Source organism: Nguyenibacter vanlangensis (genome assembly GCF_038719015.1).
GTDB classification, from domain to species: domain Bacteria; phylum Pseudomonadota; class Alphaproteobacteria; order Acetobacterales; family Acetobacteraceae; genus Gluconacetobacter; species Gluconacetobacter vanlangensis.
Map to the genome: position 1 here is coordinate 474144 of NZ_CP152276.1, position 22073 is coordinate 496216.

21 protein-coding genes are annotated in these 22073 nt (G+C 65.7%); 12 read left to right on the forward strand and 9 right to left on the reverse strand.

Going from position 1 to position 22073, the window contains the following annotated elements:
• The first annotated feature begins 64 nt into the window (after positions 1-64).
• Positions 65-1930 (forward strand): sodium:proton antiporter, encoded by a 1866-nt coding sequence (locus AAC691_RS02235; protein ID WP_176639631.1) that lies wholly within the window; start codon positions 65-67, stop codon positions 1928-1930.
• Between the two features lie 17 nt (positions 1931-1947).
• Here the strand turns inward: AAC691_RS02235 and AAC691_RS02240 are convergent, their stop codons facing one another.
• Positions 1948-2475, reverse strand: coding sequence for a L,D-transpeptidase family protein (locus AAC691_RS02240; protein ID WP_342628803.1), 528 nt, complete (start codon positions 2473-2475; stop codon positions 1948-1950).
• Between the two features lie 313 nt (positions 2476-2788).
• Here AAC691_RS02240 and AAC691_RS02245 point away from each other — a divergent pair, with 313 nt between their 5' ends.
• Positions 2789-3502 (forward strand): response regulator transcription factor, encoded by a 714-nt coding sequence (locus AAC691_RS02245; protein ID WP_176639629.1) that lies wholly within the window; start codon positions 2789-2791, stop codon positions 3500-3502.
• Positions 3503-3585: 83 nt separating this feature from the next.
• Here the strand turns inward: AAC691_RS02245 and AAC691_RS02250 are convergent, their stop codons facing one another.
• Positions 3586-4380: an exodeoxyribonuclease III gene (locus AAC691_RS02250; protein ID WP_342630114.1), complete on the reverse strand. Its 795-nt coding sequence runs from the start codon at positions 4378-4380 to the stop codon at positions 3586-3588.
• A 390-nt stretch (positions 4381-4770) separates the two neighbouring features.
• Between AAC691_RS02250 and uvrC the strand changes: the two genes are divergently transcribed.
• The 7 genes from uvrC (at position 4771) to AAC691_RS02285 (ending at position 12068) form a co-directional block, all read left to right on the forward strand.
• Positions 4771-6651, forward strand: coding sequence for an excinuclease ABC subunit UvrC (gene uvrC / locus AAC691_RS02255; protein WP_342628804.1), 1881 nt, complete (start codon positions 4771-4773; stop codon positions 6649-6651).
• 142 nt (positions 6652-6793) lie between these two features.
• Positions 6794-7390 (forward strand): CDP-diacylglycerol--glycerol-3-phosphate 3-phosphatidyltransferase, encoded by a 597-nt coding sequence (gene pgsA, locus AAC691_RS02260; RefSeq protein WP_342628805.1) that lies wholly within the window; start codon positions 6794-6796, stop codon positions 7388-7390.
• 52 nt (positions 7391-7442) lie between these two features.
• Positions 7443-7757: a hypothetical protein gene (locus AAC691_RS02265; protein ID WP_342628806.1), complete on the forward strand. Its 315-nt coding sequence runs from the start codon at positions 7443-7445 to the stop codon at positions 7755-7757.
• 55 nt (positions 7758-7812) lie between these two features.
• Positions 7813-8085, forward strand: a complete 273-nt coding sequence (locus AAC691_RS02270; protein WP_176639069.1) for a MoaD/ThiS family protein — start codon at positions 7813-7815, stop codon at positions 8083-8085.
• A gap of 3 nt (positions 8086-8088) precedes the next feature.
• Positions 8089-8556, forward strand: a complete 468-nt coding sequence (locus tag AAC691_RS02275; protein ID WP_342628807.1) for a molybdenum cofactor biosynthesis protein MoaE — start codon at positions 8089-8091, stop codon at positions 8554-8556.
• Between the two features lie 469 nt (positions 8557-9025).
• On the forward strand, positions 9026-10975 hold the full coding sequence (locus AAC691_RS02280; protein ID WP_342628808.1) for a ribonucleoside-diphosphate reductase subunit alpha: 1950 nt from the start codon (positions 9026-9028) through the stop codon (positions 10973-10975).
• 73 nt (positions 10976-11048) lie between these two features.
• The gene (locus AAC691_RS02285; RefSeq protein WP_176639072.1) at positions 11049-12068 is read left to right on the forward strand and encodes a ribonucleotide-diphosphate reductase subunit beta; all 1020 of its coding nucleotides are present in this window, start codon (positions 11049-11051) and stop codon (positions 12066-12068) included.
• A gap of 181 nt (positions 12069-12249) precedes the next feature.
• On the opposite strand, the gene AAC691_RS02290 is transcribed toward AAC691_RS02285, so the two are convergent.
• Positions 12250-13071, reverse strand: coding sequence for a tRNA1(Val) (adenine(37)-N6)-methyltransferase (locus AAC691_RS02290; RefSeq protein WP_408906088.1), 822 nt, complete (start codon positions 13069-13071; stop codon positions 12250-12252).
• A gap of 82 nt (positions 13072-13153) precedes the next feature.
• On the opposite strand from AAC691_RS02290, the gene AAC691_RS02295 reads away from it, so the two are divergent.
• Positions 13154-14230 carry a polyprenyl synthetase family protein gene (locus tag AAC691_RS02295; RefSeq protein WP_374729254.1) on the forward strand — a complete coding sequence of 359 codons (1077 nt, stop codon included), beginning with the start codon at positions 13154-13156 and terminating at the stop codon, positions 14228-14230.
• Positions 14231-14311: 81 nt separating this feature from the next.
• On the opposite strand, the gene AAC691_RS02300 is transcribed toward AAC691_RS02295, so the two are convergent.
• On the reverse strand, positions 14312-15163 hold the full coding sequence (locus AAC691_RS02300) for an aspartate/glutamate racemase family protein (protein WP_342628810.1): 852 nt from the start codon (positions 15161-15163) through the stop codon (positions 14312-14314).
• A 9-nt stretch (positions 15164-15172) separates the two neighbouring features.
• On the reverse strand, positions 15173-15934 hold the full coding sequence (locus AAC691_RS02305) for an orotate phosphoribosyltransferase (protein ID WP_323991031.1): 762 nt from the start codon (positions 15932-15934) through the stop codon (positions 15173-15175).
• A gap of 218 nt (positions 15935-16152) precedes the next feature.
• Between AAC691_RS02305 and AAC691_RS02310 the strand changes: the two genes are divergently transcribed.
• Positions 16153-16401, forward strand: coding sequence for a hypothetical protein (locus AAC691_RS02310; RefSeq protein ID WP_218064195.1), 249 nt, complete (start codon positions 16153-16155; stop codon positions 16399-16401).
• A gap of 83 nt (positions 16402-16484) precedes the next feature.
• Here AAC691_RS02310 and gltA read toward each other — a convergent pair whose 3' ends face one another.
• From gltA to AAC691_RS02330, 4 genes are all read right to left on the reverse strand, one after another.
• Positions 16485-17783, reverse strand: a complete 1299-nt coding sequence (gltA, locus tag AAC691_RS02315) for a citrate synthase (protein WP_342628811.1) — start codon at positions 17781-17783, stop codon at positions 16485-16487.
• A 219-nt stretch (positions 17784-18002) separates the two neighbouring features.
• On the reverse strand, positions 18003-18551 hold the full coding sequence (locus tag AAC691_RS02320) for a histidine phosphatase family protein (RefSeq protein ID WP_342628812.1): 549 nt from the start codon (positions 18549-18551) through the stop codon (positions 18003-18005).
• 13 nt (positions 18552-18564) lie between these two features.
• Positions 18565-18903 (reverse strand): chorismate mutase, encoded by a 339-nt coding sequence (locus AAC691_RS02325; RefSeq protein ID WP_323993689.1) that lies wholly within the window; start codon positions 18901-18903, stop codon positions 18565-18567.
• Between the two features lie 73 nt (positions 18904-18976).
• Positions 18977-19789, reverse strand: a complete 813-nt coding sequence (locus AAC691_RS02330) for a metallophosphoesterase (RefSeq protein WP_176639079.1) — start codon at positions 19787-19789, stop codon at positions 18977-18979.
• A gap of 630 nt (positions 19790-20419) precedes the next feature.
• Between AAC691_RS02330 and AAC691_RS02335 the strand changes: the two genes are divergently transcribed.
• Entirely contained in the window at positions 20420-22003 is a 1584-nt protein-coding gene (locus tag AAC691_RS02335) for an acetyl-CoA hydrolase/transferase family protein (protein ID WP_342628813.1), read from the forward strand.
• Positions 22004-22073: the final 70 nt, after the last annotated feature.

Below are 22073 nucleotides of genomic sequence, written 5' to 3' on the forward strand. Positions count from 1 at the left end.
GGATTTCTCCAATCATCATCTGATGCGTGCCCGCCTTGTCGGGCCCAAAATCCGGGAAGCGGGCATGCAGGACAACCTGGCCATCGGCATCTTGTGCGTACTGGGCGGCGGCATCGGCGCCCAATGGATCGCCTGGCGCTTCCGCTTGCCGGCCATCGTGCTGCTGTTCGCGCTGGGCCTGCTCTACGGCCCGGGCACCCGGCTGCTGCATCCCTCGGCGGCGATCGGCCGCTATTTCCACCCCATGGTCTCGCTCGCCGTGGCCTTCATCGTCTTCGAGGGCGGCCTGGCGCTGGATTTCCGGCAATGGCGCGCGGCGGGCGAGGGGGTACTGCGCCTTACGGTGGTGGCCCTGCCCATCAACTGGGTCCTCGGCGCCCTGGCGGCGCATTTCGTCGGACACCTGCATTGGGGGGCGTCCTGGCTGTTCGGCGCGATCATCGTGGTGACCGGCCCCACGGTGGTGCTGCCGTTGCTGCGCCACGCCAAATTGCGGCCGCGCGTCGCGGCCTTCCTGCGCTGGGAAGCCATCCTGAACGACCCGGTGGGCGCGATCCTGGCCACCCTGGTGCTGGAATTCCTTGTCATTCAGGGCAACCGGCATTCGGGCATGTTCATGGTCGAAATCGTGCCGCACCTATTGTTTTCCACCATGATGGCGCTGGGCTGCGGCGTGTTTCCGGCCGTGCTGGTCCGCTTCCTGACGGTGCGGGACCTGATTCCGGAAATCCTGCGCATTCCCATCATCCTGACCCTGGCGATGAGCGTCTTCGCGATCTGCAACTTCATCATGGAGGGGGCGGGCCTGATGGCGGCGACGGTGTTCGGCATTGCGCTGACCAATATGCGCGTCACCGGCATGTCGGAATTGCGCAGGATCAAGGAATCGCTGGGCGTGCTGGTCGTGTCCTGCCTGTTCGTCCTGCTGACGGCCGACCTGCATCGCGATGTACTGAAACGGCTCTCGCTGCCGATCGTGGCCATGACGCTGACGGTGCTGTTCGTGGTGCGGCCGGTGGGCATCCTGCTGTCGACCATGCGCTCCAATCTGTCCTGGCAGGAGCGCCTGTTCGTCGGCTGGATCGCGCCGCGCGGCATCGTGGCCGCCGCCGTCGCCGGCGTGGCCGGCCTGCAATTGCAGGAGGCCGGCTATCCCAGCGCCGACCTCGTGACCCCGGCCGTGTTCGCGGTCATCGCCACCACCATGATCCTGCACGGTTTCTCGCTGCGTCCCCTGGCCCGCACCCTGCGCCTGACCCTGTCGGATGAACCCACGCTGGCCATCGTCGGAGCCAATAGCTGGTCCACCGACCTCGCCGGGGTCCTGCACCGGCTGGGGGTGCCGGTCCTGCTGATCGACACTTATGCCGGCGCGCTGTCTCCCGCCATGCGCGCCGGCATCCCGACCCTGAGGGCCGAATTGCTGTCGGAAGAAGGGATCGAGATGCTCGAGGAACGCCCCGCCGACTATCTGATCGCGGCGACGCCCGACGCGATCTATAACGGCCTGGTCTGCGCCCGCCTGGCTCCGGATTTCGGACGCCAGCGGGTCTTTCAGGTCAGCCCCGGCGTTGCGCGCCTGGACCAGTATCGCGGGCTCAGCCGCGATTCGCGCGGCAAGGTGCTGGGCGAGCCGACCTGGAACTTCACCCTGTTCGACACGCTGTACGAACGGGGCTGGCGCTTCCGTGCCACCCCCGCCACCGCGCCGGCGCCCGGGATATCGCCGTCCTCGGCTTCGTCCCCGTCCTCGTCCTCGGCGGCCACCAGGGCCGCGACTCCCGCCGACGGCAACCGCCTGACGATCATGACGGTGCGCAAGGGCACCGCCATCCTGATCCGCTCGGTCGAGGACGAGATCCCGGCCGCTCCCACGCCTGGCGACATGATCATCGCCATGGAATCGCCCGCGCCCGCCGAATCGTCCTGAAAACACCCCCGGGCCGGTCAGGTTCCGATCGGCAGGTCGATCTCGGGCACCGCGATCTCGGTCAGCCCGGCGGCCAGCAGGCGCCGCAGGTCCGATTCGCGCAGGGCGATGCAGCCTTCGGTCGGGCGCCCGTCCGGCGCCTGCAGATGCAGGAAAATGGCCGAGCCCCGACCCCGTACCGGCGGCGAATCGTTGTAACCCAGCACGATCACGATATTGTAAACATCATCGTCGCGCCACATCCGCTCATGCCGCGCGGGGTGGGGCAGGGTGACCGGCCGGTTATAATCCGGATGGGTCGGATCGTCGCACCAGCCGTCATGCAGCGCCAGCGGTTCCACCGGCAGGGCGCAGGCCGGCGGTGCCACGCGATCGGCGCGGTACAGCACGCGGCGCAGCGGCAAAACACCGCTCGGCGTCGCAAGATCGCCTTCCTGCTTGAGAATTCGGATCCCTCCGGCACCGATCGCGGCCGGGACCTGCTCGCCTCTGCAATGCAGGCGTGCATCCGCCCCCGTATGCGTTTCCAGAACTGCGCGTATCATCGGGGTCTCTCCTGGCGGGTCGTTTTTTTACAAGAATCGGGCCTGGTGTCCCGAATCCGAGATCCGCTGGATGTCAGATTCATAGTGGACACCAGATAAAATAATATCTTAGTGGCCTGTTGATCTCCGAAATTCGCCTACGAATTTCGAAGGCTGGACTAGACTGATCGGCGTCCGTGCGTCTGTATGGTCGCGAATGCGGGCCCGGGACGGCGTGGTTCGGCGGGTGCCGATTCCGAATTGGGAACGATATAGGCTATAAGGCGCTATCCCCCCACTGGAAGGGGAAAGGCCAAAAATAAAAGAGGGTTCGATGGCAGGTGCGCGTCCCATATTGATAGTGGATGACGATCAGACATTGCGTCATATGCTCGTCGAACAATTGCAGTTGGAAGGTGAGTTCCAGGCGATCGAGGCCGAATCGGTCGCCGACGCGTGGGACAAATTGAACGCGCCGGGCGCGCGCTTCGACGCCATCATCCTGGACGTCACCCTGCCGGACGGGGACGGCCGCGATTTCTGCGCCGAGTTGCGCCGCCAGGGCAAGCGGATCCCGATCATCATCCTGACCGGCTCGGATGACGAGACGGACGTGGTACGCGGCCTCGATGCAGGTGCGAACGACTACGTCGCCAAGCCCTTCCGCATCGCCGAACTGCTGGCCCGCCTGCGGGCGCAGATGCGCATCTTCGAGAACAGCGAGGACGCCGTCTTCTCGATCGGGCCCTATGTCTTCCGCCCTTCGGCCAAGCTTCTGCAGGAGCCGACGCGCAACCGTCGCATCCGCCTGACCGAGAAAGAGGCGGCCATCCTGAAATTCCTCTACCGCGCCGGCACACGCCCGGTCCCGCGCCAGGTGCTGCTGAACGAGGTCTGGGGCTATAACGCCGCGGTAACCACCCACACGCTGGAAACCCATATCTACCGGCTGCGGCAGAAGATCGAACCCGATCCCACCAACGCGTCGCTGCTGGTAACCGAGGGCGGCGGCTACCGCCTGGATCCCGAAGGCGGCCTGCGCGGCTGACGTGGACAAGGCGGCCGGCCGTCAGGCAGGCCGCCGACAGACGCCCCGGGTTACCCAGACGCCCAGGGTGGTGCTGCCGGCCGCTAGGCCGAAAAATCCATGGCAACGGGCACATGGTCCGACGTGGTGGGCCAGTCCCGCGCATCGCGCAGTACGGTCATGTTCTGCAGCGATGCCGTCAGGTCGGACGTCACCCACACATGGTCCAGCCGCCGCCCGCGATTCGACGCCTTCCAGTCGCGGTTGCGATAGGACCACCACGTATAGAGCTTCTCCTCGGGCGGCACGAAATGCCGCATCGCATCGACGAAGCCACAGGCCAGCCAGGCCTGCAGGCGGGTGGTCTCCGGCGGGGTATGGCTGACCACGTCCAGCAATTGCCTGTGGCTCCACACATCCTGTTCCAGCGGCGCGATATTCAGATCACCGACCAGGATCGTCCGCCGGCTGGGCCGGCCGGTGAACCACGAGGTCGCCTCGTCGACGAAGGCCAGCTTGTGCGCGAATTTCGGATTCGCCTCGGGGTCCGGCACGTCGCCGCCGGCCGGCACATAGAAATTATGCAGCTCGACCGACGCCCCGCCCAGCGCGAAGGACGCCGCGATATGCCGGCAATCGCTGCGCGCGCACCAGTCGGGCGTGTCATCCAGCGGCGTCAGCGGCACGCGCGACAGGATCGCCACGCCATTATAGGATTTCATGCCGCGGTGCTGGATATGGGCATAACCCAGCGCGCGCACCGCCTCGTCCGGGAACAATTCGTCCGGAACCTTGGTTTCCTGCAGGCACACGATATCGGGGCGCAGTTCCTCGCCCAGCCGCTCCAGCAGCTTCAGGCGCAGGCGAAGCGAATTGATATTCCAGGTCACGATACGCATATCCGTGCCATTGCCCATCATGTGCCCTCTGGCAAGGCCGAATCGGCACGCAGGATGGAATGGCGAAAATTCCGTGGGATAAGGGAAACAGAACGGCAGTGGAATGACGAACAAAACGGGATCGAGTCGCGTCGGCGGGAAGAACAGGAGTCGGTGGATTTTGTCCACCTCGGGGATTGACTTCTTTATTTTCCAAGAGATTGCTCGATTTTCACATATCCGTAGTCGATCCCGGCCTATAATTTAGCGTAAAATCAATGGATTAAATGAATTGCTTCTTTTTTATGCAATCCAAGCCGGACACAGGAAAACCGCTGTCGCCACGATTCTGTCAGCGCCTGCTCCACAGACTTATCCACATAATCGGTGGATGAATGGACGGCCTGTCTGATGGACGGCGACAATATGGCGCCGCTGGCCGTCAAGGGGGTTGCGGCCATCCAGAAGGCGCTGCTGACCATGCCGCTTTCGCCCGGCGTCTACCGGATGATCGGCGAGAAGGGCGAGGTACTGTACGTCGGCAAGGCCCGGATGCTCAAACGCCGCGTGGTCTCCTACACCCATGTCGGCAAGCTGCCCGAACGGCTGCGCCGCATGGTGTCCGAAACGGTCACGATGGAAATCGTGACCACGCATACTGAGGCCGAAGCCCTGCTGCTCGAGGCCAACTACATCAAGCGCATGAAGCCGCGCTTCAACATCCTGCTGCGCGACGACAAATCCTATCCCTGGATCATGCTCACCGACGGCGACGCCTTTCCCCAGGTGACGAAACATCGCGGCAAGCCCGCCCGGGGCGCGTCCTACTGGGGGCCGTTCGCCTCGGCTTGGGCGGTCAACCAGACGCTGAACCTGATTCAGCGGGTCTTCCTGCTGCGCTCATGTTCCGATGCGGTCTTCACGGCGCGCACGCGCCCCTGCCTGCTGTACCAGATCAAGCGCTGCTCGGCGCCCTGCGTCGGCCGGATCGACCAGGCGGATTACGCCCACCTGGTCGAACAGGCACGCGCCTTCCTGTCCGGCCAGCGCACCGGCATCCACGAGGAGCTGGTGCACGAGATGGAGCAAGCGGCCGCGTCTTTGGAATTCGAACGCGCGGCGACCATTCGCGACCGCATCCGCGGTTTCGCCGCGATGCAGGATTCCTCGGTGATCAACCCCGCCTCGCTGGACGAGGCCGATATCGTGGCGATCGCCCAGGCGGCGGGCCATTCCTGCATCCAGGTCTTCTTCGTCCGCGGCGGCCGCAACAACGGCAACCGGGCCTTCTTCCCCGCCCATTCGCGCGACGAAACCCCCGCCGACATCCTCGGCGCCTTCCTGGCGCAATTCTATGACGACAAGCCGCCGCCGGCGCAGATCCTGCTGAACGGCCCCATCGCCGAGCACGCGCTGATGGCCGACGCGCTGGCGATCAAGCGCGGCCGAAAGGTCGAAATCCTCACCCCCCAGCGCGGCGAGAAGCGCGCCGTGGTCGATCACGCCGAAACCAACGCGCGCGAGGCCCTGGAACGCCGCCTGGCCGAAAGCACCGCGCAGGCGCGGCTGCTGGACGGCATGGCCGACCTGTTCGGCCTCGACGGCGCGCCGAAGCGGATCGAGATCTACGACAACAGCCATATCATGGGGGCGAATGCCTATGGCGTGATGGTGGTCGCGGGGCCTGAAGGCTTCGACAGGCGCAGCTACCGCAAATTCTCCATCCGCGGGCCGGTAACGCCGGGCGACGATTTCGCGATGATGCGCCAGGTCCTGGAACGGCGCTTCAGCCGCGCGCTGCGCGAACGGCAGGAAGGGCAGAATGCCGCCGACTGGCCGGACATCGTGCTGATCGACGGCGGCGCGGGCCAGTATTCGGCGGTCCGCGCCGTGCTGGACGATCTGGGCGTGAACGACGTGACCCTGGTGGCCATCGCCAAGGGGCCGGACCGCGATGCCGGGCGCGAATGGTTCCATATGGCCGACCGGCCGCCCTTCCAACTGCCGCCGCGCGACCCGGTGCTGTACTATCTACAGCGCCTGCGTGACGAGGCCCACCGTTTCGCGATCACGACCCATCGCGCCGGCCGCTCCAAGGCCCTGGTCCGGTCGGAACTGGACGATATTCCCGGCGTCGGTGCGGCGCGCAAACGCGCCTTGCTGAACCAGTTCGGCTCGGCACGCGGCGTCCGCCAGGCCGGTCTGGCCGAACTGGAAGCCACGCCCGGAATCAATCGCGAGACCGCCCGGGTGGTCTACGGCCATTTCCATCCCGGCTGGACCGGCGAGTGAGGGACGGGCAAGACAGGGGTGAGCAAGACGGGGGTGGGCAAGACAGGGACGGCATGCCCGGCCGGCATTGAGCGGATTCGTCATCAGACCGTCGTGATGGACCGTTCCTGTTCTACCCGTCTTGCTGTACTGTCCTTCGGTGATGCTGACTGACCTGCCCAACGTCCTGACCCTGTCGCGGATCGTGGCGATTCCCGTCCTGGTGGCCCTGGTGGCGATGGGGCGGCCGCTGACGGATAGCGCGGCGTGCCTGCTCTTCATCGCCGCCGCCTTCACCGACTATCTGGACGGCAAACTGGCCCGGGCCCGGCACCAATATTCCGACCTGGGCCGCATGATGGACCCCATCGCCGACAAGCTGCTGGTGGGGGCGTCGCTGATGGTCCTGGCCGGGACCGGCCGGCTGGCCTATGCCGCGCTCTATCCCGCCATCGTTATCCTGGCGCGCGAAATCCTGATCAGCGGCCTGCGCGAATTCCTCGCCTCCACCCGGATCAGCCTGCCGGTGACCCGCCTGGCGAAATGGAAGACCGGCATCCAGATGACCGCGATCGGTTTCCTGCTGGCGGGCGACAGCACCGGGGCGCTGCTGCATCTGCAATGGCTGCGGGTCGGCCTGGTCGGCGCTGCCCTGCTCTGGATCGCCGCGGGGCTGACGGTGATCACCGGATGGGACTATCTGCTGGCCGGGCTGCGCCATGTCGGCCGCACCGATGGCGCGTCCAAGATCGCGTCCTGACCCCCGCGCGTCACGGCCCGGCTGGCCATGGCCTCTCATCGCCCTGGCTCTCATGCCGGGCGCGCCGGTCGTGCCGGCGGAAGCCGCCGGGCCGCCTTCGCCGGGGCGTGCCGCCATCGCCTCCGGCCGTGAAATGCCCGAAGGGGCGACGATCAGCGCCGGCGAGCAGGCCGAAATCCGCGGAGGCGTCCCCCTGTCCGACTCCGGGCAGGGGGAGTCCGCGCCCGCGGATTATCCCCCGCCATCCGATTCCGGCATCGTCATTCCCAACGGCGACGGCACCAGCACGGTCATCGCGCCGGACGGCACGACACGGACGGTGAAGGGCACGCCCGCCGCTCCGGAACCCGCCGTCGCTCCAAGATAGGGCCAAAATAGGGCCAAGATAGGAACCTGCGGGCAAGGACGCTAAGAGAGTGGGCATGGTGACGATCCTCTATTTCGCATGGCTGCGCGACCGGCTGGGCCGGTCGACGGATTCGCTCGCGATTCCCGCACAGGGCTGCTCGGTGCGCGACGTGATGCAGGCGCTCGGGCAGCGTGACGCGGCTCTCGGCGCGCTCTTCGGCCCGGCTTCCGTCCCGTCCGGGGCGGGCGCGATCCGCTGTGCGGTGAACCAGGAATTCGCCGGTCCGGACGACCCGGTCCGGCCGGGCGACGAACTGGCCTTCTTCCCGCCGGTGACGGGGGGCTAGGCGATGCGGATCGACGTGCGGGTCCAGCCCGAATCGTTCTCGCTGGATGCCGAGATCGCGCATCTGGCGCAGGCCGGCCACGATATCGGGGGGATCGGCGCCTTCCTCGGGCTGGTGCGGGCCGAGGACGGGCTGCAGGCCCTGACGCTGGAACATTATCCCGGCATGACCGAATCCATGATGACCCGAATCGTCCGGCAGGCCGGCGCCCGATTCGGTCTGCTGGCCTGCACGGTCATCCATCGCGTCGGGCGCCTGCCGGTCGGCGCGCCGATCGTGCTGGTCCTGTGCGCCGCGCCCCACCGCGCGGCGGCGCTGGACGGCACGGCATTCGTCATCGACTGGCTGAAGACCCGCGCGCCCTTCTGGAAACGGCAGGATTATGCCGATGGGCGCACGAGCTGGGTCGAAGCCCGCTGTTCGGACGACGAGGCGACCGCGCGCTGGACGGAAACCGGCCTGATGTCCTGATTCCGATGGACCCATGCGGTCGGATAAAGATGCTCGATAAAACAATGAGCTAGTGGCCTGCTGATCCGAGAATTTCTCGGATCAGCAGGCCACTAAAATATTGATTCTAGTGTCTTTTCGATTCCGAAATTCGCTTGCGAATTTCGGAATCGGGACACTAGGGCCATATCCGTGAACCGGCGTGAACGGATATGGCTCCGGACTGAAACCCGGCGGCGGCCCCGAGTCGCAGCCGTGGATCGCGGCGGGCGAACGGCGGCGGGAAAGCGGCCGGTAAAAAAGATTCCCTCTTGATTTTGCAAAAGCCGAGGAAAGTCCTGTTCCCGTCGTCCCGGCACGCTCTTGCCGTTTAAGGATCTTCATATATCTAGTGTCCCATCAGTTGCCCGCACGCGATATATAGGGGCATAATCAAAACAAGGGACGAGGTGGCGTAGCCCGCTCCCGGCGATTTCCACGGAGATGATGCATGAGCCTGGACGACATATCCGGAACTGTATCTGATCGTCCCGCCGAAGAGCGCGACCTGTTTCAGGATCGCGACGGAGCCCAGGCTCGGGACATGAACCAGGACATGTTCGATGATGTGGTGCAGCTCCCCGGCCATCACCCGGTGCGGGTGAATCGCGCGCGCGACGCATTGCTCACGCCCTTCGGCAAGGCGACGCTCGATAATCGCTATCTGCTCGAAGGCGAAAGCTACCAGGACCTGTTCGGCCGCGTCGCATCCTATTACGGCGCCGATGCCGGCCACGCCCAGCGGCTGTACGACTATATCTCGCGCCACTGGTTCATGCCGGCCACGCCCGTCCTGTCCAATGGCGGCACGACGCGCGGCCTGCCGATCTCCTGCTTCCTGAACGAGGCGAACGACAGCCTGCGCGGCATCGTCGACCTGTGGAACGAGAATGTCTGGCTGGCCTCCAAGGGGGGCGGCATCGGCTCCTACTGGGGCAATCTGCGCTCGATCGGCGAGAATGTCGGCCGCAACGGCAAGACGTCGGGCGTCATTCCCTTCATCCGCGTGATGGACAGCCTGACCCTGGCCATCAGCCAGGGCTCGCTGCGCCGTGGCTCGGCCGCCGTCTACTTGCCGGTCTGGCATCCGGAAATCGAGGAATTCATCGAAATCCGCCGTCCCACCGGCGGCGACCCGAACCGCAAGGCGCTGAACCTGCATCACGGCGTGCTGGTGTCCGACGCGTTCATGCGCGCGGTGGCCGAGGACGCGGAATGGGCGCTGCTGTCGCCCAAGGACGGCGCGCATATCCGCAAGATTTCGGCCCGTTCGCTGTGGATCCGCATCCTGACCGCGCGGATGGAGCAGGGCGAGCCCTACATCATTTATTCCGACCACGTGAACAACGCGCGGCCCGAGCACCACAAGCTCGCGGGGCTCGAGGTCAAGACCTCCAATCTGTGTGCCGAGATCACACTGCCCACGGGCATGGATCACCATGGCAAGGAGCGGACGGCGGTCTGCTGCCTGTCCTCGCTCAACCTGGAAACCTGGGAGGAGTGGAAGGACGACCCGCGCTTCATCGAGGACGTGATGCTGTTCCTCGACAACGTGCTGCAGGACTTCATCGACCGCGCGCCCGACGACATGGAGCGCGCGAAATACGCCGCCGCGCGCGAGCGTTCGGTCGGCCTGGGGGTCATGGGCTTCCATTCCTTCCTGCAGGCCAATGACGTCCCGTTCGAAAGCGTGATCGCCAAGGTCTGGAACAAGCGGATCTTCAAGCATATCCGTCAGCAGGCCGACGCCGCCTCGCGCAAGCTGGCCGAACTGCGCGGCCCGTGCCCCGACGCGGCCGAATACGGCATGATGGAGCGTTTCTCCAACAAGCTGGCCATCGCGCCGACCGCGTCGATTTCGATCATCGCCGGCAATTCCAGCCCCGGCATCGAACCGATCGCCGCCAACGTCTTCCTGCAGAAGACGCTGTCCGGCTCGTTTACCGTGCGCAACCGGCACCTGCTCAAGCTGCTGATCGACAAGGGCCGGAACACCGACGATGTCTGGTCCTCGATCACCCTGAACAAGGGCAGCGTCCAGCATCTGGACTTCCTGACGCAGCAGGAAAAGGACGTGTTCAAGACCGCGTTCGAACTGGATCAGCGCTGGGTGATCGAACACGCCGCCGACCGCGCGCCGTATATCTGCCAGGCCCAGTCGATCAACCTGTTCCTGCCGGCCAACGTGCACAAGCGCGACCTGCACCAGATCCACTACATGGCCTGGAAGAGGGGCGTGAAGTCGCTCTATTACTGCCGTTCGCTGTCCATCCAGCGCGCCGACGCAGTCAGCAACATGGTGGGCAAGAGCGACATCATGGCCGGCGAGCCCGAGCCCGCCCCCCCCGTTGCCGCCCCGGCATCGACGACCAATTATGAGGAATGCCTGGCCTGCCAGTAAGGCGGATCCAACTCAGTTGGATCCAATGCGGCCGGACATCCGATCCGGCCGCCGGCATCGCGGAGAGTACCACATGACCGAGACCCAGAACGCACCCGAAACCGGGGGCGAGCCGCATTTCGACCTGCTGACGGCCAATCCGGTCTACAAGCCGTTTCGCTACCCTTGGGCCTACGATGCCTGGCTGACCCAGCAGCGCGTCCACTGGCTGCCCGAGGAGGTGCCGCTCGCCGACGACGTCAAGGACTGGCACCGCACCCTGACGGAAAGCGAACGGCATCTGGTCACCCAGATCTTCCGCTTCTTCACGCAGTCGGACGTCGAGGTGAATAATTGCTACATGAAGCATTACAGCCGGGTCTTCAAACCGACCGAAGTGCTGATGATGCTGTCCGCGTTTTCGAATATCGAAACGATTCACATCGCCGCCTACAGTCATCTGCTCGACACCATCGGCATGCCCGAGGCCGAGTATTCCGCTTTCCTTAAATATAAGGAAATGAAGGATAAATATGACTATATGCAAAGCTTCTCGGTCGACAGCAAATACGAGATCGCCCGTACCCTGGCCGCGTTCGGCGCCTTCACCGAGGGGCTGCAGCTTTTCGCGTCCTTCGCGATCCTGCTGAACTTCCCCCGTTTCAACAAGCTCAAGGGCATGGGGCAGATCGTCTCGTGGTCGGTGCGCGACGAAACCCTGCACTGCCTGTCGATGGCCCGGCTGTTCCGCGTCTTCATCCAGGAAAACCCGGAAATCTGGACTGAAAAACTGCGCGAGGACATCCGGCAGATCTGCCGCGACATCGTCGAGCACGAGGACGCATTCATCGACCTGTCCTTCGAGATGGGTTCGGTCGAAGGGCTGGATGCCGACCTGGTCAAGACCTATATCCGCTTCATCGCCGACCGGCGCCTGAACCAGTTGGGCCTGGACGCGCTCTACGACGTCCCCGGCAATCCGCTGCCCTGGCTGGACGACATGCTGAACGCCGTCGAACACACGAATTTCTTCGAAAATCGCGCCACGGAATATAGCCGTGCCTCGACGAGCGGCTCGTGGGAAGAAGCGTTCGAAGAGAGCGTCTTCCAGTAATATCGGGGACCGGCTGACCGTCCCACCGCCCCTTTTCGGCACGCGCTCTTCAGAAAAAACCGTTGATTTATCAATGAATTAAACAATCGGGGTCAAGGGGTCTGCGACCCCTTGCGGGTCGAGGGCAGCGCCCTCGCCTTGCCTCGCAAGAGGTATGCCTCCGGCACGGCATGCCGTCGCGTCATCCGCCCGGCGGATCGCACAGCGCGGCGCCGTCGCGCAGGACCGATTGCGCCTGCGGCGTAAAACATCCGTCTTCCCGATGCAGGACCAGGCCCGGATGCAGGACGGCCGGTCCCCGGCCGCCGATTCGACCCTGCACCAGCATGATTCGCGCCGGCCGCCCGGTCTTGGGCCAGAAGGGGAACAGCGACAGGCTGCCGATCGCGTTGTCGCGCATCGCGGCGATCGCGCAATCCAGCAACGCCGCCGGCAGCGCCAGCGTCAGCGTGCCGCGATGCCGCACCTGCCGCCCCAGGCAGCGGACCCAGAGTGCGATCATGTCCCGCGATTCCACGCGCCGGGCCAGGTCCCGCCGCGCATCGGGCGACGGCGTCGAATCGGCGCAATGCCAGGGCGGATTGGCGAAGGCGTGGTCGAAGCGGCCGCCATCGGGCGGAAAATCGGGAAGGCCGGGCAAGGCGGGCAGGGCGGCCTGGACGACCCGCAGACCGTCGAAGCCGTTCTGCGCAAAATTCGCCTCCGCCAGCAGCGCCGTCCGGGCATCGCGTTCCAGTCCCAGTCCGGACAGGCCCGGTACGCGATGGGCCAGACACATCAACCCGGCTCCCGCGCCGCATCCGCCCTCCAGCACCCGCTCGCCAGGCCGGGCCGGAATGGCGGCCGCCATCAGCACGGGCTCCAGCCCGGTGCGATAGCCGTCGCGATACTGGCGATAGAGGATGCGGCCACCCAGCAGAGATCCGGCGCCGATTGCCGCCGGATCGGGGGACGCGGACGGCAGGTTCTCGTCCACCCCGGCCGCGTGTTCCGCTTCCGCCATTACGTCCTTCGGCTTGACCGTCATACCCGCGCCGCTCATATGTTCTGCAGACCAACCCTACGGAACCGGGGAGTTTAACCTTTTGGGCGTCGCAGTCACTCTGCCGGATTCCGAGAAATCGGCAAACGCGAAGAATACCGGGGCCGGTAAACCATCGGCTAACGGTGCCGAGACGGCGTTGCGCGCCTTGTCGGACTATCTCGCCGACGACATGGCCGCATGCAACCACGCGATCGTGGCCAGGATGGACAGTCCGGTCGCGCTGATCCCGCAACTGGCGGCCCATCTGGTGGCCGCCGGCGGCAAGCGGCTGCGCCCGCTCCTGACCCTGGCCTCGGCGCGGCTGTGCGGCTACCCGGCCGACGACGCGAATCAGCGCCATGTCGGCCTGGCCGCCTGCGTCGAATTCATCCACACCGCGACCTTGCTGCATGACGACGTCGTCGATGAAAGCCAGTTGCGCCGCGGCCTGGCCAGCGCCAATGCCGTGTTCGGCAACAAGGCTTCGGTGCTGGTCGGCGACTTCCTGTTCGCGCGGGCCTTCCAGTTGATGACCGACGACGGCTCGCTGAAGGTGATGCAGATCCTCTCCTCGGCTTCGGCCACGATTTCCGAGGGCGAGGTCCTGCAGATGTCCACGCAGAATGACCTCTCGACCTCGGTCGACCAGTATCTGGAGGTCATCCACGGCAAGACCGCCGCCCTGTTCGCCGCTGCCTGCCGCGTCGGCGCCGTCGTCGCCGCGCGGCCCGAGGCCGAGGAACTGGCGCTGGAAGCCTACGGCACCAATCTGGGCATGGCCTTCCAGCTTGTGGACGACGCGCTGGACTACGCGGCGGACCAGGCCGTGCTGGGCAAGACGGTCGGCGACGATTTCCGCGAGGGCAAGATCACTCTGCCGGTCCTGGCCGCCTACGCGGCCGGCACCGAGGAGGACCGCCGGTTCTGGCGCCGGGTGATCGAAGACAGCGAACAGACGCCCGAAGACCTGGACCACGCGCTGGACCTGATCGCCCGGACGGACGCGATCGAAACCACCCTGGATCGCGCCGCCACCTACGCACGGGCGGCGCATGCGGCGCTGGACATCTTCCCCGACAGCCATCTGCGCCGGCTGCTGCAGGATACCGCCGCCTACACCGTCAGTCGGGGAAGCTGATATCCCGCCCCGCACGGCGGTACCATCGCATGGCCATATCGTCCGGTTCCATTCGTCGGCCGCGCAGGTCGCTGCGGCAGGTCACTCTGCCGAGTGCGCCGCTTGCATCGCGAACAGGGCAGGCGGGGCATAGCCCAACGGCGCGATGGCGGCGGTCAGACGTGCGCATTCCTCGGGCATGGCGGTAAAATAGGCGGTCTCGGGCCTGGCCTGGATGCCGCCGGCCGCGTCCCGCGTCCCGTGCGGCAGGCCCTCCAGAACGGCCGCGGCCTGCCGCGCCACGGCATCGGCGGGGTCGAGCCAGGTCGTCCCCCGAGGGGAGGCCGCGCGGAGCTGCTCCATCAGGAACGTGTAATGGGTGCAGCCGATCCCCACGACATCGATCGCGCCTCCGCCCGGCTGGCCGAACAGCCCGTCCAGTTCGCGCCGGATGGCCTCCTGCGGAATCGCATGCCCCCGGAACGCCCGCTCGGCCAGGTCGGCCAGGCCGCGCGCGCCATGGGCCAGCAGCGTGCAGTCCGGGGCATAGCGCCGCTGCAATTCACTGACATAGGGACGTCCGACCGTCGCCCGCGTCGCCAGCAGGCCGATGGTCCGCGTCCGGCTCAGCTCGCCCGCCCATTTTATGGGGGGCACGCACCCGACGAAGGGCGTCGCATACTGCGCGCGCAACGCTCCCAGGGCCAGGGTGCTGGCCGTATTGCAGGCTATGACCACCACGTCCGGCGACATGTGCGCGATCGCCCGGCCGACCAGCGCCACGATCCGCCGGACCAAGGCCTGGTCGGGCTGCTCGCCATAGGGATAGACCGCCGTGTCGGCCAGGTAATCGACCGGCACGCCGGGCAGCCGCGTCCGCAGGGCGCGGACGATGCCGAACCCGCCGATGCCGGAATCGAATGCCAGGATCCGCGGTGCGGCGGCGGGCGGCATGGGCGATCGTCAGCCCTGGCTCTGCGACGCACCCTTGAATGCCAGGGCTTCCTCGGCGCTGGCCACCCCGCCATGGCGCGCCGACCAGCCGCACGGATCTTCCAGGAAGCGCCGGACCTCGGCCGCCGCCTTTTCCGAGAAATAGGGCTGCCCGGCGCAGGCTTCCAGCACGTCCCACCAGGTGCACAGCGCATGCAGCGAGATGTTCATGTCCGCCAGCGTCCGCAGCGATCCCGGAAACACGCCATAGAAGAAGACGACGAACGTATGGTCGACAATGGCCCCGGCGTCGCGCAGGGCGCGGGCGAAGCGGATCTTGGACGATCCGTCGGTCGTCAGGTCCTCGACCAGCAGCGTGCGCATGCCCTCGGGCACGTCGCCCTCGATCTGCGCGTTCCGGCCGAATCCCTTGGGCTTCTTGCGGACATAGGCCATGGGCGCCATCATCCGGTCGGCGATCCACGCGGCGAACGGAATGCCGGCGGTCTCGCCCCCCACCACGGCGTCGATGCTCTCATATCCGACATGGCGGCCGATCTTCTCGACCCCCAGCTCGACGATCTTTTTTCTGGCGCGCGGGAAGAAGATGATGCGCCGGCAGTCGATATAGACGGGCGACTTCCAGCCCGAGGTCAGGGTGTAGGGTTCCTCCGGCCGGAAATTCACGGCCTTGATCTCCAGCAGCAGCTTCGCGGTGGTCAGCGCCGCGTCGCGATCCCACGCTGTGGAACCGGACGAGACGCCGGTGCCGTATCCTGTCGATTCGTTCATGCTGCCTGGTACTCCGGTCTGGGCATAGCGCATCTGGGCATAGCGCGTAAGATTCCGTGGCTTTAGCGGGAACGCATGCGAAAATCCATCGTTCGGCGGCAATTGCCGCAGCATCCCGCGCTGGCGCGCCGGCGGGGTTTTCCTTGCCTGCCGTCCGGCCAGCCGGTAATATCCCACATGTTGCAAATCATTCTCAAATATCGTTCTCAAAATTAAGGATGGGCATTGTGAGCGTCGAGACCGGCCGGATTGTGCGGAATTGCGAACGCGCGGTCGTGACCGCGTACCAGGAACTGCGCGAAATCGGGACCGGCGACGTGTCGGCCTTTCACGCCTGCACCACCTTATACCGCATCCACCATCCCGAGGCCTCGCTGAACGAGGCACGGCGTCTGGTCTCCGAGTGGATCGATCACCACATCATCCGCCGCGACAAGGGCCCGACCCAAGGGTGCGAATGTAATTGATCTGCGTCCCGAGCGGCGCAGCCATAGCCGCGCCGGGGAAGAGGGCAGTATAGGGCAGGGCGGCCACAGGCCGCCCGGTCCCGTCAGCCGCGCTGGTCGAACGGCACGAAATCGCGCTGCGCCGAGCCGGTATAAAGCTGGCGCGGACGGCCGATCCGCTGGGCCGGCTCCTCGATCATTTCCTTCCATTGGCTGATCCAGCCCACGGTACGCGCCACCGCGAACAGCACGGTGAACATGCTGGTCGGAATGCCCATCGCCTTCAGGATGATGCCCGAATAGAAATCGACATTCGGATACAGGCTGCGCTTGACGAAATAGTCGTCGTGGATCGCGATCTTTTCCAGTTCGATGGCCAGGTCCAGCAACGGATCGTCCTTGACCCCCAGTTCGCCCAGCACCTCATGGCAGGTCGCCTGCATGATCTTCGCGCGCGGATCGAAATTCTTGTAGACCCGGTGCCCGAAACCCATCAGGCGCACCCCGCTGTTGCGGTCCTTCACCTTGTCGATGAAGTCGGGAATGTTCTCCTTGCTGCCGATCTCGGCCAGCATCTTCAGCACGGCCTCGTTCGCCCCGCCATGGGCGGGGCCCCACAGGGCGGCGATCCCGGCGGCGATGCAGGCAAACGGGTTGGCGCCGGTCGAACCGGCCAGCCGCACGGTCGAGGTCGAGGCGTTCTGCTCATGATCGGCATGCAGGATCAAAATGCGATCCATGGCGCGCGCCAGTACCGGATTGACCTTGTACGGCTCCGACGGATGCGCGAACATCATCGACAGGAAGTTCTCGGCATAGGTCAGGTCGTTGCGCGGATACACGAACGCCTCGCCCTGCGTATATTTGTACGCCCAGGCCGCGATCGTCGGCAGCTTGGCGATCAGGCGCATGGCCGACAGGGTGCGGCTGGCCTCGTTCGAGATGTCGATGCCTTCATGGTAGAAGGCCGACAATGCGCCGACCGTCCCGCACAGGATCGCCATCGGATGCGCGTCGCGACGGAACCCGTTGAAGAAATTGCGGATTTGTTCGTGCAATAGGGTATGCGTCTGGATGGTCGCGACAAAGGCGTCATGCTGCACACGGTTCGGCAATTCGCCGTTCAGCAGCAGGTACGCCACCTCGGTGAAGGTCGCCTGCTCCGCCAGTTGCGAGATCGGATAGCCCCGATGCAGCAAAACCCCCTTTCCGCCGTCGATGAAGGTGATCCGGCTTTCGCATGATGCGGTCTCGCCATAGCCGGGATCGAAGGTGAACACCCCCAGATCGGCGGCGATCCTGCGCACGTCCAGCACCTCCGGCCCCAGCGTTCCCGAAAGGACGGGCAGCGTCGCTGTCTTTCCGTCCAGCGAGACGGTGGCCACTTTTCCTGACTCGGTCATCAAGCTCTCCTCCTGGTCGTCCGCCGCCGTGCGGTGCGGCGGTGTCTCGTCCCTCAGCCTGCGGGAAGCTGTCCTCTGCGTGACAATCATGCAATCACCCGGGCGGCCGTTCACCCGGGTTTTCCCGGGATCGTACCGGCCTCGGTGCGGCAGGCGTGCGCCGAGATAAAGACGAAACGATCCTTGTGGCAACTCCGCCCCGCGGGGGGCTTCACGCCGTCAATCGCATAGCACCCGGGTCAGGCTGACCCTCTTGCGCTTCAGCTTGTGCCAGGGGCCGCGCACGCCGAAGAACACCGTCGCCAGGGTTGGAAAACCGCGGGCAAGAACGGCCTTGTCCGGATCGTCGACCGACTTGCCCGCCAGGTCCAGAACCAGTTGATACAGGTCGGGATTATGGCCTACGACGATGATGTTCCTTGCTTTTTCCGGGGCCAGGCGCAGCACCTCCAGAATGCCGTCCGGGCCGTTCTCATACAGCCCGGCCTCCGTCCGCCGCAGGGGCGCAGGGCCGGCCGAAAGCGGCCCCAGCGCGTCATAGGTCTCGGCCGAGCGCACCGCCGGGCTGACCAGGATCAGATCGGGCACGAAACCGATATCGCGCAGTTGTGTTCCCCGCACATGGGCGTCCCGGCGCCCGGCCGGGGTCAGCGGGCGGGCCAGGTCCCCCTTCGCGCCATGCTCGTCGCGGGCGGCTTCCGCATGGCGCATCAGCACCAGCGTGCGCGCCAGATCGTCATCCTGATCATCATGGCCATCGCCCTGCATCAGCCTGCTCCGTTCATGCCTGCCCGTTCGTACCTGCCCCGTTACCTGATTGGCGCGCGATGGCCTCGTGATGGCGGATGACTTCCTTGATGATGAAGGCCAGGAACTTCTCGGCGAAATCCGGGTCCAGCCGCGCCGCGCCCGCCAGGTCGCGCAGCCGGCGTACCTGGTCGGCCTCGCGGGCCGGGTCGGCGGGGGGCATGTTGTGCCGTGCCTTCAGTTCGCCCACCGCCTTGGTATGGCGAAACCGCTCGGCCAGCATGTAGATCAGCGCGGCGTCGATATTGTCGATGCTCTGACGCAGGGCCAGCAGGCTCTGCCTGGCCTGCTGGTCGGCATCCTCGGTCGGCAGGGTCGTGGCGCCGGCGGTCCTGTCGTTCACGTAAACATGCTCCTGTCTGTCGATCATGCCGTTATACAGGCATTCATGTCTCCGCGGGCAAATCGATCCACGCCAGGTGCCCGCCTTTTCCGGCCCCCGTATCGACGAAGACCGACGTGCCGCCCGCGCGGCCGGCGCGCACCCACGGGCGCCCATCGGTCGAACGCCTGTCATGTCCGCAATAGACGGTATAGCCGGCCGGGATATGGTCCACCCAGTTCAGCCGCCGCTCGGGATAGCCGTCCTTCTGCATGCGTCCGGTGGTCTCGCCGAACAGGGCGCGCGACATCACCGGCGTCACGGCGCCCAGCGCGGGCGGCGGCGCCTCGCTCAGCATCCGGGTATGGAACCCGCCATGGACGAAGATCCGCCGTCCCAGCACGACCCAGGCCGGCGCATGCGCGATGTCGTCCAGCGCCCGGCCGCGCACGTCGGCGTTTTCCGGCGCGCGCAATTGCCGCAGCGTCTGGGTCAGGGGCTCGTCATGGCGCATCTTGTGCCCCGCCAGGGCGCGCGCCAGCTTGCGGTCGTGATTGCCCAGGATGAACAGCCCCCGCCGTTCGTCCAGCAGACGCTGCATCACGCGGAAGACGCCAGCGCTGTCCGGGCCATGATCCACCAGGTCACCCAGTTGGATGACGAAATGGTCCGTCGCCGCCGCATGCTCGAACGCCCGCAGGTCGCCATGCACATCCCCCACGACCCGAATCGGCCGCCCGGCGATCAGCCGCTCAAGCGCCAGCCGGCCGGCGGCGATGGCCAGCGGATCATGCGCCGAGGGATCATGCGCCGGCCCGGCGGATGGAACCGCCCTTTCGGCGTGGCTGGACGATGGTGCGGGCTGGTTCGGGGGCATGTCCGTCAGGTGGCAGCAGGATCAGGGGGGGCAGCGGGAAAAGAGGGCCGGATGATTGTTCATGAATATGGGGCACATTCCGCATTTCGCCATGCCCCGATCGTTCTTCGCGCCCCTTGACCCTCTTCCAGAGACCCTCCGTCCCTGTCCATGAATATTTCGGAATCCGGATATCTGTCTTTCACATCCTGCCATTTCCGCCGCGCGGCGGCATCGCGCGGCACCGGATCCGGATATGGAAACGTGACCGGGCCCAAGGGCCGGACATGCGGCGAACACGTGCACGGGCCGCATGGCGGCCGGATGGGTGATATTTAAAAACATTCGTAAATATCTGATAATATAAAAATCCGGATTCCGGATCCGCCACGCGGACCCACCCGCGCGCATGGCGTCCGGACGGGGGATCGGACCGCCGGACCGCCGGCATGCCGCCCGGGCCGTCATGTTTTTCCTTTAAAAACATCGCCGACTCATAACAGTCTTTTGTTGTGACGGCTCCGCCGTGAAAAAGAACAGATGGCGCGTCGGACCGGGTGCGGACCCGGCCGCCATGCCGAACGGCAGGAAGACAGCAGCAGAAAGAACTGCGGCAGAAAGTACTGCAGAAAGACTGGGGGAAACGCGTCCATGATCGATCATAGCCGGATCCGTAGCGCGGCCTTTCGGGCCAAGGTGACGTCGGCCGAACAGGCGGCCTCCTTCATCCGCCCCGGTGCCATGGTGGGCATGAGCGGCTTTACCGGCTCGGGATATCCCAAGGCCGTGCCGCAGGCGCTGGCCGCGATCATCGAGGCCGAGAAAAAGACCGGAGCCGAATGGACCGAAGCCGAAAGGACCGGAGTTGAAAGGACGGGAATTGAAAAAGCGGGGGAAAACCCCTTCCGCATCCGCCTGCTCACCGGCGCATCCACCGGGCCCGAACTGGATGGTGCCCTGGCCCGGGCCGACGGCATCGCCTTCCGCATGCCCTATAATTCCGACCCCGTCCTGCGCGGCCTGATCAACGCGGGCGCGGTCGACTATCTGGACATGCATCTCAGCCACGTGGCGCCCATGACCTGGCAGGGTTTTTTCGGCCGGATGGACGTCGCGGTGATCGAGGCCGTCGCGATCCGCGAGGACGGCACGATCGTCCCGTCTTCCTCGGTCGGCAACAACAAGACCTGGCTGGACACGGCCCGCCAGGTGATCATCGAGGTCAATAGCTGGCAGGACGCGGCGCTCGAAGGCATGCACGACATCTGGTACGGCACCGCCCTGCCGCCCGAACGCCAGCCGATCCCTCTGGTGCGGCCCGACGACCGGATCGGGCAGACGACCCTGCGCGTCGACCCGGCGAAAGTCGTGGCCGTGGTCGAAACCTTCGCGCCCGACCGCAACGCCCCCTTCGCCCCGCCCGACGACGCCGCGCGGGCGATCGCCGGCCACCTGATGGAATTCTTCCGGCACGAGGTCGCGCGCGGCCGCCTGCCGCCCTCCCTGCTGCCCCTGCAATCGGGGGTGGGCAACGTGGCCAACGCGGTGATGGCCGGGCTGGATGACGGCCCCTTCGAAAACCTGACGGCGTTTACCGAGGTCATTCAGGACGGCATGCTGGGCATGCTGGAATCCGGCAAGATGCGCGTCGCCTCGGCCACCGCCTTCTCCCTCAGCCCCGGGGCCGCCGAGGCCCTGAATGCCCGGATGCGCGAATTCCGCACGAAGATCATCCTGCGCCAGCAGGAAATCAGCAACCATCCCGAACTGGTCCGCCGCCTGGGATGCATCGCGATGAACGGACTCATCGAATCCGACATCTACGGCAACGTCAATTCGACCCAGATCATGGGCTCGCACATCCAGAACGGAATCGGCGGCTCGGGCGATTTCGCGCGCAACAGCTACCTGTCGGTCTTCATGACGCCATCGACCGCCAAGCACGGCCGGATCTCGGCCATCGTGCCGATGGCGTCGCATGTCGACCACATCACCCAGGACTCCCAGATCCTGGTCACCGAACAGGGGCTGGCCGACCTGCGCGGCCTTTCCCCCAGGCAACGCGCCGAGACCATCATCCGCAACTGCGCCCACCCGGACTACCGGCCGATGCTGCTGGACTATTTCCGCCGCGCGCGTGAAGGCTCCTATGGCCGGCAGTCGCCGCACCTGCTGGACGAATCCCTCTCCTGGCACCAGCGCTTCATCGAAACCGGCTCGATGCTGCCCGCCTGACCCGACGGTCCCCGGCCGCGCCGCGCTGAAGCGGCCGGGGCGCCCGAACGCTCTTCTCCCGAACGATCCG

Bases quoted from the DNA above. Each gene is read 5' to 3' on its own strand.
- AAC691_RS02275 (WP_342628807.1), top strand. From the start codon at position 8,089: ATGCGGATCGACGTGCGGGTCCAGCCCGAATCGTTCTCGCTGGATGCC.
- gltA (WP_342628811.1), bottom strand. From the start codon at position 17,783: ATGACCGAGTCAGGAAAAGTGGCCACCGTCTCGCTGGACGGAAAGACA.
- AAC691_RS02320 (WP_342628812.1), bottom strand. From the start codon at position 18,551: ATGCAGGGCGATGGCCATGATGATCAGGATGACGATCTGGCGCGCACG.
- AAC691_RS02310 (WP_218064195.1), top strand. From the start codon at position 16,153: ATGGGCATTGTGAGCGTCGAGACCGGCCGGATTGTGCGGAATTGCGAA.
- AAC691_RS02335 (WP_342628813.1), top strand. From the start codon at position 20,420: ATGATCGATCATAGCCGGATCCGTAGCGCGGCCTTTCGGGCCAAGGTG.
- AAC691_RS02250 (WP_342630114.1), bottom strand. From the start codon at position 4,380: ATGCGTATCGTGACCTGGAATATCAATTCGCTTCGCCTGCGCCTGAAG.
- uvrC (WP_342628804.1), top strand. From the start codon at position 4,771: ATGGACGGCGACAATATGGCGCCGCTGGCCGTCAAGGGGGTTGCGGCC.
- AAC691_RS02280 (WP_342628808.1), top strand. From the start codon at position 9,026: ATGAGCCTGGACGACATATCCGGAACTGTATCTGATCGTCCCGCCGAA.
- AAC691_RS02330 (WP_176639079.1), bottom strand. From the start codon at position 19,789: ATGCCCCCGAACCAGCCCGCACCATCGTCCAGCCACGCCGAAAGGGCG.
- AAC691_RS02270 (WP_176639069.1), top strand. From the start codon at position 7,813: ATGGTGACGATCCTCTATTTCGCATGGCTGCGCGACCGGCTGGGCCGG.
- AAC691_RS02245 (WP_176639629.1), top strand. From the start codon at position 2,789: ATGGCAGGTGCGCGTCCCATATTGATAGTGGATGACGATCAGACATTG.
- AAC691_RS02305 (WP_323991031.1), bottom strand. From the start codon at position 15,934: ATGAACGAATCGACAGGATACGGCACCGGCGTCTCGTCCGGTTCCACA.
- AAC691_RS02300 (WP_342628810.1), bottom strand. From the start codon at position 15,163: ATGCCGCCCGCCGCCGCACCGCGGATCCTGGCATTCGATTCCGGCATC.
- AAC691_RS02265 (WP_342628806.1), top strand. From the start codon at position 7,443: ATGCCGGGCGCGCCGGTCGTGCCGGCGGAAGCCGCCGGGCCGCCTTCG.
- AAC691_RS02285 (WP_176639072.1), top strand. From the start codon at position 11,049: ATGACCGAGACCCAGAACGCACCCGAAACCGGGGGCGAGCCGCATTTC.
- AAC691_RS02290 (WP_408906088.1), bottom strand. From the start codon at position 13,071: ATGGCGGAAGCGGAACACGCGGCCGGGGTGGACGAGAACCTGCCGTCC.
- AAC691_RS02240 (WP_342628803.1), bottom strand. From the start codon at position 2,475: ATGATACGCGCAGTTCTGGAAACGCATACGGGGGCGGATGCACGCCTG.
- pgsA (WP_342628805.1), top strand. From the start codon at position 6,794: ATGCTGACTGACCTGCCCAACGTCCTGACCCTGTCGCGGATCGTGGCG.
- AAC691_RS02235 (WP_176639631.1), top strand. From the start codon at position 65: ATGCAGGACAACCTGGCCATCGGCATCTTGTGCGTACTGGGCGGCGGC.